19 protein-coding genes are annotated in these 17,230 nt (G+C 52.4%); all 19 read left to right on the top strand.

The window, feature by feature from the left end; genetic code table 11:
• The first annotated feature begins 9 nt into the window (after positions 1-9).
• The 19 genes from G5574_RS06170 (at position 10) to G5574_RS06080 (ending at position 17,157) form a co-directional block, all read left to right on the top strand.
• The gene (locus tag G5574_RS06170) at positions 10-858 is read left to right on the top strand and encodes a head maturation protease, ClpP-related (protein ID WP_105087469.1); all 849 of its coding nucleotides are present in this window, start codon (positions 10-12) and stop codon (positions 856-858) included.
• 9 nt (positions 859-867) lie between these two features.
• The gene (locus G5574_RS06165) at positions 868-2,076 is read left to right on the top strand and encodes a phage major capsid protein (protein WP_096012292.1); all 1,209 of its coding nucleotides are present in this window, start codon (positions 868-870) and stop codon (positions 2,074-2,076) included.
• Between the two features lie 41 nt (positions 2,077-2,117).
• Positions 2,118-2,447, top strand: coding sequence for a head-tail connector protein (locus tag G5574_RS06160; RefSeq protein WP_164482268.1), 330 nt, complete (start codon positions 2,118-2,120; stop codon positions 2,445-2,447).
• A gap of 8 nt (positions 2,448-2,455) precedes the next feature.
• Positions 2,456-2,794, top strand: a complete 339-nt coding sequence (locus G5574_RS06155) for a phage head closure protein (RefSeq protein WP_164482267.1) — start codon at positions 2,456-2,458, stop codon at positions 2,792-2,794.
• Complete coding sequence (locus G5574_RS06150) at positions 2,791-3,237, top strand: HK97-gp10 family putative phage morphogenesis protein (protein ID WP_164482265.1); 447 nt, start codon at positions 2,791-2,793, stop codon at positions 3,235-3,237. The genes G5574_RS06155 and G5574_RS06150 overlap by 4 nt, the downstream gene beginning before the upstream one ends.
• On the top strand, positions 3,234-3,581 hold the full coding sequence (gene gp17, locus G5574_RS06145) for a tail completion protein gp17 (RefSeq protein WP_164482264.1): 348 nt from the start codon (positions 3,234-3,236) through the stop codon (positions 3,579-3,581). The genes G5574_RS06150 and gp17 overlap by 4 nt, the downstream gene beginning before the upstream one ends.
• Positions 3,582-3,635: 54 nt before the next feature.
• Positions 3,636-4,091 (top strand): phage tail tube protein, encoded by a 456-nt coding sequence (locus G5574_RS06140; protein ID WP_164482263.1) that lies wholly within the window; start codon positions 3,636-3,638, stop codon positions 4,089-4,091.
• 70 nt (positions 4,092-4,161) lie between these two features.
• Positions 4,162-4,572 (top strand): phage tail assembly chaperone, encoded by a 411-nt coding sequence (locus tag G5574_RS06135; protein WP_064352391.1) that lies wholly within the window; start codon positions 4,162-4,164, stop codon positions 4,570-4,572.
• A 23-nt stretch (positions 4,573-4,595) separates the two neighbouring features.
• Complete coding sequence (locus G5574_RS06130; RefSeq protein ID WP_164482262.1) at positions 4,596-4,868, top strand: phage tail assembly protein T; 273 nt, start codon at positions 4,596-4,598, stop codon at positions 4,866-4,868.
• Between the two features lie 20 nt (positions 4,869-4,888).
• Positions 4,889-8,281 (top strand): phage tail tape measure protein, encoded by a 3,393-nt coding sequence (locus tag G5574_RS06125; protein ID WP_164482261.1) that lies wholly within the window; start codon positions 4,889-4,891, stop codon positions 8,279-8,281.
• A 3-nt stretch (positions 8,282-8,284) separates the two neighbouring features.
• Entirely contained in the window at positions 8,285-8,623 is a 339-nt protein-coding gene (locus G5574_RS06120) for a phage tail protein (RefSeq protein ID WP_164482260.1), read from the top strand.
• A complete protein-coding gene (locus G5574_RS06115) occupies positions 8,620-9,375 on the top strand; it encodes a phage minor tail protein L (RefSeq protein ID WP_164482259.1) in 756 nt (251 codons plus the stop codon). The genes G5574_RS06120 and G5574_RS06115 overlap by 4 nt, the downstream gene beginning before the upstream one ends.
• Positions 9,376-9,377: 2 nt before the next feature.
• On the top strand, positions 9,378-10,088 hold the full coding sequence (locus G5574_RS06110; protein WP_164482258.1) for a C40 family peptidase: 711 nt from the start codon (positions 9,378-9,380) through the stop codon (positions 10,086-10,088).
• A 59-nt stretch (positions 10,089-10,147) separates the two neighbouring features.
• Positions 10,148-10,573, top strand: coding sequence for a hypothetical protein (locus tag G5574_RS06105; RefSeq protein WP_164482257.1), 426 nt, complete (start codon positions 10,148-10,150; stop codon positions 10,571-10,573).
• Between the two features lie 14 nt (positions 10,574-10,587).
• Positions 10,588-11,175 carry a tail assembly protein gene (locus tag G5574_RS06100; protein ID WP_164482256.1) on the top strand — a complete coding sequence of 196 codons (588 nt, stop codon included), beginning with the start codon at positions 10,588-10,590 and terminating at the stop codon, positions 11,173-11,175.
• Between the two features lie 87 nt (positions 11,176-11,262).
• The gene (locus G5574_RS06095; protein ID WP_164482255.1) at positions 11,263-14,460 is read left to right on the top strand and encodes a TipJ family phage tail tip protein; all 3,198 of its coding nucleotides are present in this window, start codon (positions 11,263-11,265) and stop codon (positions 14,458-14,460) included.
• Positions 14,460-15,536: a DUF6453 family protein gene (locus G5574_RS06090; RefSeq protein WP_164482254.1), complete on the top strand. Its 1,077-nt coding sequence runs from the start codon at positions 14,460-14,462 to the stop codon at positions 15,534-15,536. Before G5574_RS06095 ends, G5574_RS06090 begins: the two co-directional genes overlap by 1 nt.
• 69 nt (positions 15,537-15,605) lie before the next feature.
• Entirely contained in the window at positions 15,606-15,968 is a 363-nt protein-coding gene (locus tag G5574_RS06085; RefSeq protein WP_164482253.1) for a hypothetical protein, read from the top strand.
• Positions 15,969-16,035: 67 nt separating this feature from the next.
• Positions 16,036-17,157: a tail fiber domain-containing protein gene (locus tag G5574_RS06080; protein ID WP_164482252.1), complete on the top strand. Its 1,122-nt coding sequence runs from the start codon at positions 16,036-16,038 to the stop codon at positions 17,155-17,157.
• The last annotated feature ends 73 nt before the right edge of the window (positions 17,158-17,230 follow it).

Genomic DNA, 17,230 nt, shown 5'->3' with positions numbered 1-17,230 from the left:
AACCCCCAGATGACGATTAAAACGCTTCCGGTTGCACCGGAGGGGCGTCCTTTTGCACGTCAAAATACAGAGCTTCCCACAGCAGCCTTTGAACGGTGGGACGGTGGCATTCGTGCAGCGGGCCAGTCTGGTGATAACACGATCTCCATTCTGGACACCATTGGCGAGGACTGGTTTGGCGATGGCGTTACGGCCAGCCGGATTTCCGGTGCGCTGAGAAGCATTGGCGGCGGTGATGTGACAGTTAACATCAACTCTCCTGGCGGTGACATGTGGGAAGGGCTGGCTATCTATAACCTTCTTGTCGCCTATGAAGGCAAGGTCACTGTCAAGGTGCTGGGCATTGCGGCCTCAGCGGCGTCAATAATCGCAATGGCCGGCGATGAGATTCAGATGGGGCGAGGAGCGTTCCTGATGATCCACAACTGCTGGACGATTGCAGCCGGAAACCGCAACGACTTTCGCGCTTATGCGGACTCGCTTGAGCCTTTTGATAAGGCAATGGCAGATATTTACGCCGCGCGCTCCGGGCTGAAGCTGAGCGAAGTACAAACCCTGATGGATAACGAATCCTTTATTTCCGGCAGCGATGCCATTGATAAAGGGTTTGCTGATTCACTGCTGTCAGCCGATGAAATTACCAGCGACGACGAAAGCCCCGCCGCCGCGCTGAGAAAAATTGATGCCTTTCTGGCTAAGGGCGGTATGCCCCGCTCTGAGCGCCGGAAGCACCTCAAGGCTTTAGGTGGCAAGCCGGGCGCTGCCACCGAAGAGAACGACAAGCCGGGCGCTGTCGATGAAATCCACCCTGAAGCACTTAACTCACTCAAAAACGCGCTGGCTTCGCTCGGCGAATAAGGAAAAAGCATGTCTGATGTAAACGATCTTTTGACGAAAGTCTCAAACAAGCTGGAAAAAGTGTCTGCTGAATTCAGCCAGAAAGCCGAAAGTGCACTGAATGAAGCGAAAAACTCAGGTCAGCTTTCTACCGAAACCAAAGCTGCTGTGGATAAAATCGCACTTGAGCATAATGCGCTCAATGATGCGTTTAAAACCCTGAAATCTTCTGTAGGCGAACTGGAACAGCACGTAGCCAGTATGCCGCTTAACGCAGCTAAAGAAGTGATCCAGTCCGTGGGACAGCAGTTTGTATCTGCTGAGGCCATGAAGGATATCCGCTCCAGCCTGGAAGGCAGCAAGCGCATTTCGGTTCCGGTAAAAGCTGCGCTGACAACCGTTGACGTACCGGGACAGATTGTGGCGCCACAGCGTCTGCCCGGCATCGATACGGCCCCGAAACAGCGACTGTTTATCCGCGACCTGATTGCGCCGGGCCGCACGCAGTCCAACACCATTTATTACGTGAAACAGACCGGATTCACGAATAACGCGGCTGTAGTGCCGGAAAACACCACCAAGCCTTACAGCGATATCAAATTTGCTGAAGAAACGACCCCGGTTCGCACCATTGCGCATATGTTCAAGGCGTCAAAACAGATTCTTGACGACTTTGCACAGCTTCAGTCAACTGTGGATGCTGAAATGCGCTACGGCCTTCAGTATGTCGAAGAACAGGAAATTCTGTTCGGTGACGGTACCGGCGCACACCTGAAAGGCATCATCCCGCAGGCGGTGACTTTCAAACAGGCCTTTGCCGTGAAAAAACAGACCAGCATCGACGTTCTGCGTCTTGCCATGCTTCAGGCGCAGCTTGCCCGCTTCCCGGCAACCGGTCACGTCCTGCACTTTACCGACTGGGCTGGCATTGAGCTGAGCAAAGACGATCTGGGCCGCTACATCCTGGCTAACCCGGCTCAGCTTACCTCGCCAACGTTGTGGGGTCTGCCAGTTGTGGCGACCGAGGCCGCGCAATTCCTGGGCAAGTTCCTGACAGGCGCCTTTAATGCAGGTGCGCAGCTCTTTGATCGTGAAGACGCGAACGTAGTGGTTTCCAGCGAAAACCAGGACGACTTTGAGAAAAACATGATCACCATCCGTTGCGAGGAGCGCCTTGCTCTGGCGGTGTATCGTCCTGAAGCGTTTGTCTGGGGTAGCCTGAGCGGTTCAGGTAGCTGATATCAACGCGGCCTCCGGGCCGCTTTTTAACGGATTCAGCCATGATTGTTTCTATCGATACCGTCAGGGAGCACTGCCGTATTGATGATGACGATACCAGCGAAGATTCGCTGCTGACCATCTATATCGGTGCTGCAAAACGTCACATTGAACGGTGGACACGCCGTAATATTTACGAAACCAATGCCGATCCTGGCTTTTCCACCGACGAAAATGCCCTTCTTCTTGATGATGATATCCGGCTGGTGGTGCTGCTTCTTGTCGGTCACTGGTACGAAAACCGTGAGGCCAGCGTAACGGGTGTGTCGGTGTCAACGCTGCCTCTGGCGGTTGAATCACTGCTTCAGCCATACCGCATCTACGGTCTGTAGGGGGGATTATGCAGGCAGGCCGGTTAAGGGACCGCGTAACTATTCAGAACTTCACAACATCACGCTCACCGTCCGGGCAACCGCAGAAATTGTGGATTGATGTTGCAACGGTCAGGGCAGAGGTAAAGGGTATCAGCGGGCGGGAAATGATGACCGCCGATGCCGAAAGGGCAGAATCCACGATCAGGGTCTGGATGCGCTATCGCAGCGATATCACAGCAGCATCAAGGATTTTATGCCTGACGGGGCCATTTAAAGGAAAGGTCCTGAACGTTTCAGGTCCACCAATCCCAGACAGCAAGGGTGTCAGGCTGGAAATTTTGTGTAAGCAGGGGGTTGAACCATGATCGACACGCGAATCGACTTTTCCGGCCTTATTGACCTGTCAGATGACCTGAATACGCTCAGTAAAGCCGAAAATCGTAAAGTTCTTCGTGACGCGACACGCGCCGCGGCTACGGTGGTCCGTGACGAAGCCAAAAAACGCGCCCCACGCAAAACCGGACGGCTGGCCCGTAATATCGTTGTGGCCACGCTCCGGGAGCGCGATGGCGGTATTGCTTCCGGTGTACATGTGCGCGGCACTAACCCGGTTACGGGTAAAAGTGACGGTAAGATGAAAACGGGCGACCGCAATAATGCTTATTACTGGCGCTTTCTGGAGCTGGGCACGTCAAAGATGCCGCCTGTGCCGTTTCTGCGCCCGGCCTATGACGCCCGGCAGGAAGATGCGGCGAAAGCGGCCTTTGAGGTGGTGAACCGGTCAATCGATAAGGTGCTGGCAAAATGACAGAGGCGGACGTTTACCCGCTGCTGGCTGGTATAGCAGGTGACAGGGTTTATCCCTACGTTGTGCCACTCAATCCGCAGGGCGAACCGGCAGTCACCGCGCCGTGGGTGGTGTTTTCCATCATTTCTGAAGTCTCAGCGGATGTGCTGTGCGGTCCGGCAGAGAAAACCGCCTCGCTTCAGGTAGATGTTTACGCCAGCAGTATCGATGAGGCCAGGCTGATTCGTGAAGAGGTCCGCAGTGCGCTTGAGCCTCTCGGTTACAGCGACATGAGCGACACTAACGGCTACGAGCCGGACACGGCACTTTACCGCGCCATGCTCGACGTGCGCATTATCAACTGATCCACACCAAATCACCACGCCACCTTCGGGTGGCTTTTTATTTTGGAGAAAAGCATGTCCAGTAAGTATGAAAAAACGAAGGGGATGACCTTTGGCGTGTCATCTGGCCCGGTGACGGTTGCCAATCCTGACAATGTTCAGTGGCTTGAAGCCGCCTGTGCGACGAAGGAGATCACCTACACGGGCGGTCAGAAGTCAGACATTGACGTGACCACGCTCTGCTCGACCGAACAGGAGCAGACTAACGGCCTGGCTGCACCGGCTGAAATGTCAATTTCCCGTAACTGGGTGGGTGATGAAGAGGCGCAGATGTCACTCCAGACCGCCTATGAAAACGACGAACTCCGCGCCCTACGGATTCTGTTCCCGTCAGGTAACGGCTTTTTCGTACTGGTTGAAGTTCGTCAGAGTTCCTGGACGGCGGGCACATCGGCGGTGGTCAGTGCGACCTATTCCCTGCGTGTGAAAGGCAAGCCGGTTCCAATCAAGGCCAGTCAGCCCGGTTCTTAATTTCCACTGATGCGCCTCCGGGCGCTTTTCTTCTTTTAAATGTGGCATCGACGCCAGCAGGAATTATGAAATGTCCAAAACAGCACAGAACAAAGCATCACCGGCTTCACTTCGCGCTCTGGCGCTTGCTCCATCGTCCGGTTTCCGTACTGCCTGCGTCACCGTGCCAGAATGGCAGGGCGTGCGCGTAAACATCCGCGAACCCTCGTCACAGGCGTGGCTTGAGTGGGAATCCGTCATTCGCCCTGCACTTAAAGAAGGTGAGGAAGAAGACGTGCTGACTCCGGCGCAGATAGCGCACCGCAACATTAAAGCCGATGTGATGCTGTTCATTGACGTGGTTCTGGATGAAGACATGATGCCGGTATTCCTGCCTGAAGATCGTGAGCAGGTTCAGGGCATTTACGGGCCCGTTCATGCCCGCCTTCTGAAGCAGGCACTTCAGCTCAGCACGTCACAGGCCGACGCAGAGGCAAAGTAAAATCGCCCGGCATGTTCTTCCTGATGACGCTTGCGCTCCGTCTGGGGCGCACGCTGCACGAACTCAAGACTTCACTGACGGCCTCCGAACTCAGAATGTGGATCGAGTTTGACCGCATCAGCCCGATTGGTGACAGGCGCGGCGATATTCAGGCGGCGCAGGTTGCCGCTGCCACGCTCAACGCTCAGGGCGGTAAGTTCAGTATTGACGATCTTCTGCTCAGGTGGGGCCAAAGCGAACAGCAGCAGGAAGAATCTGACGGGCTGGAAAACTTTCTCGGCGAACTCAGCGCGTAACCGGACAAAAAGGGTAAAAAATGGCTACGCTCCGCGAACTCATTATCAAAATTTCTGCAAACTCATCTTCGTTTCAGTCTGAGATTTCCCGCGCCTCACGTATGGGTGCCGATTATTACAAGACGATGGAGCAGGGCGGGCGCAGGGCAGCGGCGGCCTCGCGTGAATCACAGCGGGCGCTGACAGAACTCAATTCACAGCTTGCGTCGGTACGGGCTACCGCTACCGGCATGGCGGGGGCGTTTGCGGGTGCGTTTGCAACCGGCCAGCTTATCCATTACGCCGATACCTGGAATCAGCTCAGCGGTCGCCTGAAGCTGGCCTCTACCTCTACAGAGGATTTTACCAGCGCACAGAAAACGCTGATGGACGTCAGCCAGCGTACCGGCACGTCTTTTGAGGCCAACGCCAACCTTTACAGCCGTATCGCGTCATCACTGCGTGATGCGGGCTATGCGTCACAGGACGTGGCGAAAGTCACCGAAACCGTAGCCACCTCGCTTAAGCTTTCCGGTGCCAGTACGGAGGAAGCCAGTTCCGTTATTACCCAACTCAGTCAGGCGCTGGGTTCCGGTGTCCTGCGCGGCGAAGAGTTTAACGCCATCATGGAAAACGGCGGCAGGCTGGCAAAGCTGCTGGCTACCGGGCTGAATACCACAATTGGCGGTCTTCGCAACATGGCGAATAACGGCCAGTTGACGACCGACAAGCTTATTCCGATCCTGACCAACGTCGAACTGTTGCGCAAAGAGTTTGATACGCTGCCTGCTTCCGTTAGCGGTTCGGCTCAGAAGGTGGAAAACGCCTTTATGGCGTGGGTGGGCGGCACCAACGAGACAACCGGCGCATCAGCCGCGCTGGCGCATACTCTGGACGGTCTGGCGGGCAACATCAATAACGTGGCAACCGCCGCAGGCGTGCTGGTGGCCGTAGGCGTCGCCCGCTATTTTGGCGGCGTGACGTCCGGTGTTGCCAGTGCTACGGCAGCGCTGCTTGAAAACCGCAGAAACCAGATAGCGCTTGCCGATGCACAGGCGGTTGCCGCCGTCCAGGCTCAGCGTAAAGCGCTGGCGAACGCCGAAGCCGCCCGCTCTGATTATAACCTTGCCCTGGCTGAATCGAATGTAGCCAAAAACACCAACGCCTCTGCACTGGCAACGCAGAACCTGACGCAAAAGCGCAGTGCCATGATAGCGGCCAACGCGAATCTGGTCCTTTCAAACCGCGCCGTCACCACGTCACAGGAATCGCTTAACGCCGCCACATCAGCAGTGGGCCTGATGAAAACGGCGGGTGCAGGTCTGCTGTCTCTGGTTGGCGGCATTCCGGGGCTGGTGCTGCTCGGTGCCGGTGCCTGGTACTCGATGTACCAGAATCAGGAGCAGGCCAGAAAGTCCGCGCAGGAATACGGCAGCACGATTGATGAGGTCAGAAAAAAGGCACAGTCGCTGGCGCTGCCACAGGTTGATGAAAACCGTGGCAAAACCATTGAAGCGCTGAACGAGCAGAACCGCCTGATTGATGAGCAGAAAGCCAAGGTTGCCGAAGTTAAGCAGCAGATGGCAGACCTCAGCAGCGCACGGGGCAGCACCGGACTCAGCAGCGAAAATGAGGCCAATATCACCCGTGCAATGGCGATCCTCACGGGCAATCTCAGGGTAGAGGAGGAGCGGCTTTATCAGCTTCTCGGCCGCTCTGCTGACATTCAGCAGGCGCTGGAGGCGATTGAGCGCCGACGCAATGATCTCATCCGTGAACAGGCATGGCGTCAGAATGCCGCTTACCAGTCGCTGGTGAGCATGAACGGCGAGAACACCGAGTTTAACCGTCTGCTTTCGCTGGGTAACCAGCTTCTGGCCTCACGTAACGGCCTGGTCAGGTCACCAATGGCTGTGCCACAGGCGGCAGTGAGTGCGCCGGATCAGCAGACACTTCAGCAGAAGCAACAGGCCGCTGAGCTGGCCGGATTAACCGGGCTTGCGAAAGTCAGGAAACAGGCTCAGTTTGACCTGGAAAAAATGGGCCGTACTGGCGTTGAAAATGCCAAGTACTCCATGCAGTACGTCAAGGCGCTGGAGGATGAGTACAACAATACGCAAAAAGTATCAGCAGCCAAAAAAGCTGACACTTCCGCGACCAACGCAAAAAACAAGGCAGAGCGTGAAGCGGCCACAACCGCAGAACAGTACAGCCGGAAAATTGCCGACCTTAGCGTAGCCATTGAGGTGCAGCAGGAGCGATATAAGCACGGAGAGAAAGCGGCAGAGCTTTATGCCGCTTCGCATCAGGCAGGCACTAAATGGACAGAAGAGCAGCGGAAAAGCATTCGGGAGAATGCTGCTGAGCTAGCCCGATGGACCCAGAAAGCAGACGAGGTTGTCAAGAAGCAGCGCGAACAGGCTGAGGCATTGAAGGACCTGACCGAAGCAGCGAAGAAATACAGGGATGAGGCTGCTCTTGCCACGGACACACGGGGCATGAGCGACAGGCAAAAGAGCCGCCGCGAAGAAGAGCAGCAGATTAACCGTGTTTTCGATAAGGCAGGCGGTGAGGGTAGCGCTCAGGCTGTAGCAGCCCAGAAAGCCGCTATGGATGAACTGGATGCTAAATACAAAGCGATTGCAGCTTCTGAGGCAGACTGGCGATCTGGTGTCAGCAAGGGTTATCAGAACTGGCTTGAAGAAACCAACAACATTGCCGGCACAGTTTCCAGTGGCGTTAAATCTTCGCTGGACAGTGCATTCACTAACGTCACCTCCATGCTTGAGGGTAACACCGTAAGCTGGCGTTCGTGGGGCGTATCGGTGCTTCAGGTGATTGAGAAGGTCGCGCTTCAGATGGCGATCGTGAACGCAATGGGCGGCGCGTCATCATCTGCTGGTCTTCTGGGATCGCTTGCGTCAGGCATTGCTGGTCTGGCTGGTGGTTCAGCGGCGGGTGCAGTGTCCGGGGCAACAGGCGCTACGGCAGCAGGTACCGGCGCAATGGGTCTGTCAACCAGTTACCTTCATTACGACAGCGGCGGGTTTACAGGCGCTGGCGGGAAATATGATCCGGCTGGCGTGGTGCACAAGGGCGAATTCGTCTTTACCAAAGAGGCTACCGAGCGGATCGGTGTATCCAACCTTTATTCCATGATGAAAGGCTATGCTGATGGGGGCGTGGTTGGCAATGGTATACCTGCGTTCTCATCAGGTGTTGACAGGGTCGCTTCATCTGGCACGCAGCAGGGTTCAGCGCCTCAGGTTTATATCACCATAGACAGCAACGGTAACTCGTCCACTCAGTCATCGCAGGGCTGGGAGCAGTTCGGCAATGAAATCGGTAGCTTTGTAGACCAACGCTACCGGCAAAACCTGATGCGTGATATCCGTCCTGGTGGTGATATCTGGAACATGACAAAGAGCAGGTGATTAATGGCCATTTTTGTGTTTACCTGGTGTCCGCGCCTGAATGCGTCCGCTGACACCAAATTCAGAACCCGTACTGTGCAGTTTGGTGACGGTTACAAGCAGGTTACCGGTGACGGGCTGAATCCCCGAAGTCAGGAATGGACGCTGAGTTTCACGGGTAATGAAGCCTACATTCGCGCTATCCGCGACTTTCTGGACGCTCACGGCGGCACCAAAGCTTTTCAGTGGCAGCCGCCGCTGGAGCCGGTGGGGCTGTTCCGCTGTGAAAGTTATAAACCTTCCGCGCTCGGGGCAGGCAAGTACAACCTTGACGCCACTTTTGTACAGGCATTCAAACCATGAGCATTAAAACCGATTATCAGAAACTGGAGCCTGGCAGCGCCATACGTCTGCTGGAGATTGACGGAACCGCATTCGGCGCAGGAGACGTGTTGCGCTTTCATGCTTATAACATTCCTTATACTGAGGCTGAAATCAGAGCCGCTGGAGGCGATGAGTCAAAGCTTCCAGCGAAGTCGATATGGTGGCAGGGTAAGGAGTATAAAGCGTGGCCAAGTAAGATTGAAGGGGTTGAGGCGTCGAGTTCCGGAAGTAGTGCGCAGCCAAAACTCACGGTCGCCAACCTCGACGGCTCAGTCACTGCGCTTTGTCTGGCTTACGATGACATGCTTCAGGCCAAAGTCACTATTCACGACACGCTGGCGCATTTCCTTGATGCGAAAAACTTCCCTGAAGGCAACCCTTCTGCCAGCCCGTCAGAAGAAAGGCTTCGGGTGTTTTACATTGACAGCAAAAGCCTTGAAACCAACAAGCAAGTTGAGTTCACGCTCAGCAGCCCGATGGACTTGCAGGGCGTCATGATCCCCACGCGGCAGCTTCACTCCCTCTGCACCTGGTGCATTCGCGGAAAATACCGCTCAGGTGACGGCTGTGATTATGCCGGCGCAAATCATTTCGACAAGTTTAATAACCCGGTAAGCGATCCGTCACTGGACGAGTGCAGCGGCACGCTAACGGGATGCAAACTGCGTTTCGGGGCCAATAACGAGCTTTCCTTTGGCGGCTTCCCCGGTACCTCGCTTATCAGGAGCTGACAGTGAACGAATCCCTGCTTACTGAAATATTAGATCACGCTGAGTCAGCATATCCGAATGAAAGCTGCGGAGTGGTGGCGCAGAAAGGGAAAACAGAGCGTTACTTTGCTTGTCGTAACCTTTCCCCCGATCCCTCCGAGCAGTTTCACCTTTCGCCGGAAGATTTTGCAGCCGCTGAAGACTGGGGCACGGTGACGGCTATCGTTCACAGCCACCCGGACGCCACCACGCTACCCAGTCCGCTCGATGAGGCGCAGTGTGATGCCAACGGAGTGCCATGGCATATCGTGAGCTGGCCGGAAGGGGATTTTCGTACCATCCATCCGAGAGGCGAGTTGCCGCTGCTTGAGCGCCCTTTTGTGCTTGGCCACACCGACTGCTGGGGGCTGGTCATGAGCTACTACCGGCAGGAACTGGGTATTGAGCTGAATGATTTTCGTGTTGATTACGCCTGGTGGGAAGACGATCACCCGGAAAACCTCTATCAGGACAACTGGTATTCTTGCGGTTTCAGGGAGTTCAGCGGCGAACCGATGCCGGGCGATCTGGTCATCATGCAGGTGCAGGCTAATAAGTGGAACCACGCCGGAATCCTGCTGGCCGGGAATATGCTGCTTCACCACCTGCACGGAAGACTGAGTAACAGAACTCCGTATGGCGGCTACTGGCGGGAACGTACGATGAAAATCCTGCGTCACAAAGACATAAAATAGTTCATACATTTAAACCCGCGTTGCTATGATGTTTTTATCAACATCAGAAAGGGTTATATATGAAAAAGGCAACGGTTTTATTTTTATCTCTTTTAATTTCTGGGTGCGCAACTTCTCCTGTAAGCAATGATGAAGCGAAGAATGTTCCTCAAAACCGAATTTTTTACTCAGGCACAGGAAGTTCGAAAATTGTCATTATTAGAGATAAAGGATGGATGGCTGGAGGTGGATGCTATGTCATGGCAACTATGGATGGTAAAGAAGCGGCCAGATTAGACACCGCAGAAAAGGTTGAATTAAAAGTTATTCCGGGGAGGCACATAATAGGCCTGATTGGTGATAGATATGGTAAAGCCTTGTGTGGATTAACGAGTGGAGCAAGCAAGGAAACTTCAACTGTCATAAATTCAGGTGAAACACAATTTTATAGGATTACAGGCGATACTAATTCTGGGTTAGATATTAGACCGACTACCATATATTAAATCGAGGTCTTTGCATGAATGACGTTATGACGGAAATAAAGCTTTATGGTGTTTTGGCTAAGAATTTTGGCAAAACTCATCAAAGGCTAATTTCAACTAAACATGAAGCTACTAGGGCTTTAGCGGCTACTATTGATGGTTTTGAGAATTTCATGCGAAGCAGTAAGAAGCGCGGGCTTACATTTGCGTTATTTTATGGCGAAAGGAATATTTCTGAAGATGACTTATCTTTACCTGTATCTGGTGAAGTCATCAAAATTATTCCTGTAGTGATCGGTAGCAAAAAGGCAGGGTTATTGCAGACTATTCTTGGGGCTGTGCTGGTCGTTGCAGGATTGGTGTTGTCACCTTATACGGCTGGTTTAAGTACAGCAATGATAGGCTCTGGTGTTGCTTTGATGGCTGGTGGTGTCATCCAGCTACTTTCGCCACAAGCAGCCGGACTGGCCAGCAAGCAGGACTCAGCTAATAAAGCTTCATATGCGTTCGGCTCCCCCACTAACACTGCATCACAGGGCTATCCTGTCGGGCTGCTGTACGGCCAGCGCCGCATTGGTGGTGCGATCATTTCCGCAGGCATTTACGTTGAAGACCAGCAGTAATCTCCCCACCTGATTTCTCCTTAATTTCCTGACATTCTGATTTCATCCAGTGGCCGCCAGCGTGCGGCCTTTTTTTATGGGCGCAATATGGCTACAGCTACCGCAATTAAAGGCCGCAAGGGCGGCTCATCCTCTGCCCGTACCCCGACAGAGCAGCCAGACGATCTCCAGTCCATGGCAAAAGCCAAAATCCTCATTGCGCTGGGAGAAGGTGAATTTGCTGGCGGACTGACGGCGAAGCAGATTTACTTCGACGGAACACGGGTTGAAAACGATGACGGCACGCGCAACTTCAGCGGCTTTTCGTGGGATTTTCGCCCCGGAAATCAGGCGCAGGGGTACATTCAGGGCATCCCCGGCACTGAAAATGAGATCGCGATCGGAACGAGTCTGAGCAGCTCATCACCCTGGCTTCGTACCTTTACCAACACGCAACTTTCCGCAGTGCGCCTGCGCCTTAAATGGTCGGCTCTGTTCCGTCAGCAGGATAATGGCGATCTTACTGGCAATGCTGTTAATTACGCAATCGACCTTCAGACGGACGGAGGCATGTGGAATACTGTCATCAACACGTCCGTGAGCGGCAAAACTACCACAGGCTATGAAAGAAGCCATCGTATCGATCTGCCCCAGGCTGGCACATCATGGTCGGTGAGGGTTCGCAAGATAACGCCTGATGCCAACAGTGTCAAAGTCGGCGATGCCATGAGCATTGTGAGTTTCACGGAAGTTATCGACGCAAAGTTACGGTACCCAAATACGGCCCTGCTTTATGTCGAGTTCGACTCCCGCCAGTTTAACGGCAACATTCCTCAGATCACCTGCGAGCCTAAAGGGCGCATGGTGCGTGTTCCGGACAATTACGACCCGGTAAACCGTTCTTACAGCGGCACGTGGCAGGGCGGGTTTAAATGGGCATGGACCGATAATCCGGCGTGGATTTTCTACGACATTGTCGTTTCAGAACGCTTTGGACTGGGTGACAGGATGACTGCAGCCAATATCGATAAATGGAATCTCTACCAGATTGCACAGTACTGTGATGCGCCGGTACCAGACGGTAAGGGCGGTAGCGGCACAGAGCCACGCTACCGATGCAATGTCTATGTCCAGAGCCGCAATGATGCCTACACCGTTCTCCGTGATTTTGCGGCTATATTCCGTGGAATGACGTACTGGGGAGGCGATCAGATTGTTTCCATCGCAGACATGCCCCGGGATGTGGATTATGCGTTCACGAATGCAAACGTTGAAAACGGTGAGTTCAACTATCAGAGTAGTACTTCAAAGACCCGTTACACGTCTGCTCTGGTTTCTTATTCAGATCCCGCCAACGGCTATGCTGACGCAATGGAGCCAGTGTTTGAAAAAGAGCTGGTAAGCCGGTACAAGGTTTATAACCAGCTCGAAGTGACTGCGATAGGCTGCACCCGTCAGTCAGAGGCAAACCGCAAAGGGCGCTGGGGCATCCTTACCAGCAACAAAGACCGCGTAGTGACATTCAGCACTGGACTTGAAGGTGATATACCCCAGCCGGGCCACATCATTGCGATTGCAGACCGTGACCTTTCCGGGCGCGAAATGGGCGGCCGAATCAGTTCGGTTAATGGTCGTTCTCTGACGATGGATCGGGCGCCAACAGCAGTCCCCGGAAACCGGCTTATGGTTAACCTTCCCAGCGGAGCGGCCCAGTTCCGTACCATTCAGTCCGTAAGCGGAAGCGTGATTACCGTTACCACAGCCTACTCAGAGACGCCGCAGGCGGAATCCGTCTGGATGGTTGAGTCGGATGAGCTTTATGCGCAGCAGTATCGCGTTACCTCCGTATCAGAAAATGAAGGGAAGTATACCATCACCGCCGCTGCTCATGACCCGGATAAATTCGCACGCATCGATACAGGTGCTGTAATTGACCAGCGCCCAGTGAGCGTGATCCCTCCAGGCACTCAGACCGCGCCGCAGAACATAGTGATTGATTCCTACTCAGTTGTTAACCAGGGCATCAGCGTTGAAACCATGCGCGTGCAATGGGAGTCGGTGGCTAATGCAATTTCGTATGAGGCGCAGTGGCGGCGAAATGACGGAAACTGGATTAACGTTCCCCGCAGTTCGACAACTTCATTCGAAGTACCAGGCATTTACTCTGGTCGTTATCTGGTTCGGGTGCGCGCGATTAACGCTGCTGAAATATCGTCAGGATGGGGATTGTCAAAAGAGAAAACACTTACAGGAAAGGTGGGTAACCCACCGAAACCAGTTGGGTTCACCGTTAAAGGTATTAACTGGGGCATGATGCTTTCATGGGGATTTCCTCCGAACACCGCTGATACGCTGAAGACAGAAATCCAGTACACAGCCAACGCTGACCAGTCTTCGCCTCTGTTGCTTTCTGATGTTCCCTACCCTCAGTCCACGTACACTCAGCTCGGACTTAAACCCGGTCAGGTTTTCTGGTACCGCGCTCAGCTTGTCGATAAGACGGGCAATGAGTCAGGTTATACAGACTGGATAAGAGGAATGTCTAACGATCAGGCCTCTGATTATCTGGGCGATGTTGCTAAGGATTTCTTCCAGTCACCTGACGGCAAGGCGCTTCTGGAGCCACTGATAACTGATCCGAAAGCACTGGCAGAAAGCATTCTGGCTCAGTACGACGATGTGCAGCAGCAGTGGTCCAACTACGGTGAAAACCGTGCCGGCATCATTGAGGCAAGAAAGCTGGCTACTGATGCTCAGAGTTCAGTTGCACAACTGGAAACCAATGTAGTAGCTGGCTTCAAAGACGCCAACAAGGCCATTGCTGAGACACAGGCTAACGTACAGGAGAAATTTACTGCATATGCCAATATCGATAACCCCTACGCTGTCTGGACGCTGAAAACGGGGATTCGCTACAACGGCGTTAATTATGATTCGGGCCTTTCCGTTGCAACAACCGTCACAGACGGGGTTGTTAAAACCCGCGTAGCTGTTAACGCGAATCAGTTTGTCGTGATGAGCGGTTCCGGTGATAACCGATTTTCGCCTTTTGCGGTGAGCGGTGGTCAGGTGTTTATCGACAGTGGCTTTCTTCAGGATGGCACGATAACCAACGCGAAGATTGGCAATTACATTCAATCCAATAACTGGGGGTCAGGTCAGGCAGGCTGGCGGTTGGATAAAAATGGTGGGCTGCAAGTTATTACAGGTAGCGGCGGCAGAGGTGGCACTGTCTATGACGGTAACGGCGTACACTGCTTCACATCCTCTGGTGTCGAAGTGGTTACTTTGGGGTGGCTTGGATAATGGCTGATACATATGGACTACGCATTGTTCCTGATGACGGTGGTAAACCGTTAATACTTGATGCATCGACACGCTATGCATCTTACCTGGGCACGGCTGCTGTAAAGGCAGCCAGTGCCTCCTATGGAGGTTTCAAGCCTCAGCCTGCCAACAGTAAGGTGCTGATCCTTCCTCGGAATGTCGTCAGAGTTGGTGTAGGCGATCAGAGTGGCCCGCCTGTTAATTACATATCATCGATGAGCTTTGACGGAAGTCTTAATATTGGCATCGGCACCATCAAAGCAAATCAGACAAGTGCCTTAGATATCGGTTCTGTTGACGTATATAGCATTCAGTATGCAGCCAACCCTTCAGCGCAGTATGGGTTGAGGATCACAAACGGCGCTAACTTTATGGAGATAAGTGATGCTTCTCTATCTGGTTTTGTGACTTTTCGTGGCGTAGTAGATATAAACGGCCAGTGGAATATACCTGACAGCGTTCTTAATCTTGGCGGCAACTACATCGTTTTTGCCAGGTGGAGTAACACCGGAACGCCTTTATTTCTAGATAAGGATACTAACTCCATCCGCACTTATGGCGCGTTCAGTTCTGTGAATGGTTCCGAGCAGGGAGGTTTGGTTAGTGGAGTGCAAATTGTCATAGTCAGTAGCGGCTTCTCACCTGCACTACCTGCGTCAGGTTATGGGCTGGTTATCAGAAATACTTCCGGGGCCATTACCTATTCCAGCAAATATCCACCCGTGATGTGGTCAGATGCCTATTATGACTTTGGCAGCTATTTCGACACTTCAGATTCTACGGGTGACAGGCAGGCATGGATAAATCCGACTGGCAATGTCACAAGACCAATGGTTCCGCTTTGCGTTCTTGGAACTCAGCGCGGAGATTACACGAGGTCAGGCGGTAACTATCAATACAGGAAGATGCTTTTATCTGGAATGATGATGTCAGGAAATTCTGTAACCACTTCAAGAGCTAAAAGTACTGGTTCAGATATTCCGTTGTACACTTACCCTAAAGCTTTGCAGATTGCTTGTCAGCTACCCTGCATAGATGCAACTTACTATTTTTAATTAAAGTTAGAATGAATTGAATTTTGTAATCTGTTTCCTTACCATTCAACGAATATCGGTTTAGGATAAATGAAAGATTTTTATGGGGGTAGGGATATGAAGTTTAGTATGTTTTTATTGGTAATATTAACGATTGCAGGATGTACATCATTGGGAGATGCAAGGAAAGCTGGAGTTCATTCAACTTTAGAGTCAAGTAAAAGCGTTGATGATGTATCTCAGTGCATTCTCATTAAATGGCAAAATGAAAAGGATATTTTTGGAAGTGTTTACGGCGCTTTCATTCAGCCACTTCCCAACGGCAAGACTGTTTATGTAGATGGAAACTATTTTATAGCTGATGTGACAAAGCATAATGATAAAACATATGTTGATCTTTATTTGTTAAAATCACCTACCGACTGGGCGGGGATAGCAAAAAGCTGCCTTTAGAAATTCAAATATAAATTTATTTAGAGAACCCGCTTAAATGCGGGTTTTTTATTGCCCGGAGAAACCCATGCCAGCAGGAACTATCGCATTAACGAATAACTCAACCACAGTAAACGGGAGCGGTACCAGCTTTACTACAGAGCTGAAGACGGGCGATTTCGTTTACGTCACGGTAGGGGGCGCACCATACACGCTGGTGGCTGCAAACATCACATCAGACACACAACTTACCCTTGCTGTAGCGTTCGACGGCCCGACTACCAGCGGATTAGCCTGGAATGCTGTACCCGCATCTTTGCAGGTTGCTATCACCCAAAAAATCCTCAATGACTTTGCCAGCGTGGCACGTGGCCGAATTCTGGACTTTCAGAACTGGCAGAAGATTTACAGTGATGCGCAGTCCGTAGATGTAATTCGGCCGGACAGAACGACGTTCACCGGACCAAGCTGGGGATATATGGCAAAACAGTATTCGAGCACGCTCAAGAGTGGCGATGTTGGTAAAACTGTAGCATCTCAGACAGACTCCAGGTTTAGTACCATCGACGGCAAGACGGGTGGCGTAATTACTGGTGGCGTAAACATAGAGGGCAATAATCTCAATATTCGTTCGACAAACCCGTCTGGTGGCTGGCCTTGCTTTATCACTTTTATGGCCGGTCAGGGAAATAATGTTCCCTTTGCGCGTGTTTATCAGGAAAATTCCGGCTCAATTACAGTCGCCACAAACGTTAACGGAACTCCCAAATACTCAACATTTGCCTCAAATGGCGATTTTTCTGTGCCGGGCAACGTTACCTGTGTAGCTCTCAATCAGACATCAGACAGGAACAAGAAGTCAAAAATCAAAAAGATTGAGGGTGCTTTAGAAAAGGTTCAGCAAATCAATGGCTATACATTTGTACTTAACGACAGTCAGACCACGTCTGCTGGTGTCATCGCTCAGGAGCTTATCGAAGTACTTCCCGATGTAGTCACGAAAAACACAAAATTAACCCCGATTCTCGATGAGAACTGGTTACCCACTGGAAAATCAACTGAAGAATCTTATCTCACTGTTGACTATGCGGGGCCGGTTGCATTGCTGATAGAGGCCGTCAAAGAGCTCAGTGCAAAAGTAAGCATGCAGGACAGTGTAATCTCTGAACTTCAGAATAGGATGAAGGCGATTGACGGACTGGATGCCTGAAAAAAGCCCGGGCGACCGGGCAATAAAATTTCCGTTCCTCTCTGAGCAGGTTTACGGGGTGGGTGATTAAAGC

The sequence above is a fragment of the Pantoea stewartii genome, from assembly GCF_011044475.1.
Taxonomy (GTDB): Bacteria; Pseudomonadota; Gammaproteobacteria; order Enterobacterales; family Enterobacteriaceae; genus Pantoea; species Pantoea stewartii.
This window is presented reverse-complemented; position numbering and strand designations above follow the sequence as displayed.

What these genes read in the sequence shown, in the direction of transcription:
- G5574_RS06115 (WP_164482259.1), top strand. Translation starts at nt 8,620, where the DNA reads ATGAGCATTAAAACCGATTATCAGAAACTGGAGCCTGGCAGCGCCATA.
- G5574_RS06080 (WP_164482252.1), top strand. Translation starts at nt 16,036, where the DNA reads ATGCCAGCAGGAACTATCGCATTAACGAATAACTCAACCACAGTAAAC.
- G5574_RS06105 (WP_164482257.1), top strand. Translation starts at nt 10,148, where the DNA reads ATGAAAAAGGCAACGGTTTTATTTTTATCTCTTTTAATTTCTGGGTGC.
- G5574_RS06090 (WP_164482254.1), top strand. Translation starts at nt 14,460, where the DNA reads ATGGCTGATACATATGGACTACGCATTGTTCCTGATGACGGTGGTAAA.
- gp17 (WP_164482264.1), top strand. Translation starts at nt 3,234, where the DNA reads ATGACAGAGGCGGACGTTTACCCGCTGCTGGCTGGTATAGCAGGTGAC.
- G5574_RS06140 (WP_164482263.1), top strand. Translation starts at nt 3,636, where the DNA reads ATGTCCAGTAAGTATGAAAAAACGAAGGGGATGACCTTTGGCGTGTCA.
- G5574_RS06165 (WP_096012292.1), top strand. Translation starts at nt 868, where the DNA reads ATGTCTGATGTAAACGATCTTTTGACGAAAGTCTCAAACAAGCTGGAA.
- G5574_RS06095 (WP_164482255.1), top strand. Translation starts at nt 11,263, where the DNA reads ATGGCTACAGCTACCGCAATTAAAGGCCGCAAGGGCGGCTCATCCTCT.
- G5574_RS06170 (WP_105087469.1), top strand. Translation starts at nt 10, where the DNA reads ATGACGATTAAAACGCTTCCGGTTGCACCGGAGGGGCGTCCTTTTGCA.
- G5574_RS06160 (WP_164482268.1), top strand. Translation starts at nt 2,118, where the DNA reads ATGATTGTTTCTATCGATACCGTCAGGGAGCACTGCCGTATTGATGAT.
- G5574_RS06130 (WP_164482262.1), top strand. Translation starts at nt 4,596, where the DNA reads ATGACGCTTGCGCTCCGTCTGGGGCGCACGCTGCACGAACTCAAGACT.
- G5574_RS06155 (WP_164482267.1), top strand. Translation starts at nt 2,456, where the DNA reads ATGCAGGCAGGCCGGTTAAGGGACCGCGTAACTATTCAGAACTTCACA.
- G5574_RS06085 (WP_164482253.1), top strand. Translation starts at nt 15,606, where the DNA reads ATGAAAGATTTTTATGGGGGTAGGGATATGAAGTTTAGTATGTTTTTA.
- G5574_RS06150 (WP_164482265.1), top strand. Translation starts at nt 2,791, where the DNA reads ATGATCGACACGCGAATCGACTTTTCCGGCCTTATTGACCTGTCAGAT.
- G5574_RS06135 (WP_064352391.1), top strand. Translation starts at nt 4,162, where the DNA reads ATGTCCAAAACAGCACAGAACAAAGCATCACCGGCTTCACTTCGCGCT.
- G5574_RS06125 (WP_164482261.1), top strand. Translation starts at nt 4,889, where the DNA reads ATGGCTACGCTCCGCGAACTCATTATCAAAATTTCTGCAAACTCATCT.
- G5574_RS06100 (WP_164482256.1), top strand. Translation starts at nt 10,588, where the DNA reads ATGAATGACGTTATGACGGAAATAAAGCTTTATGGTGTTTTGGCTAAG.
- G5574_RS06120 (WP_164482260.1), top strand. Translation starts at nt 8,285, where the DNA reads ATGGCCATTTTTGTGTTTACCTGGTGTCCGCGCCTGAATGCGTCCGCT.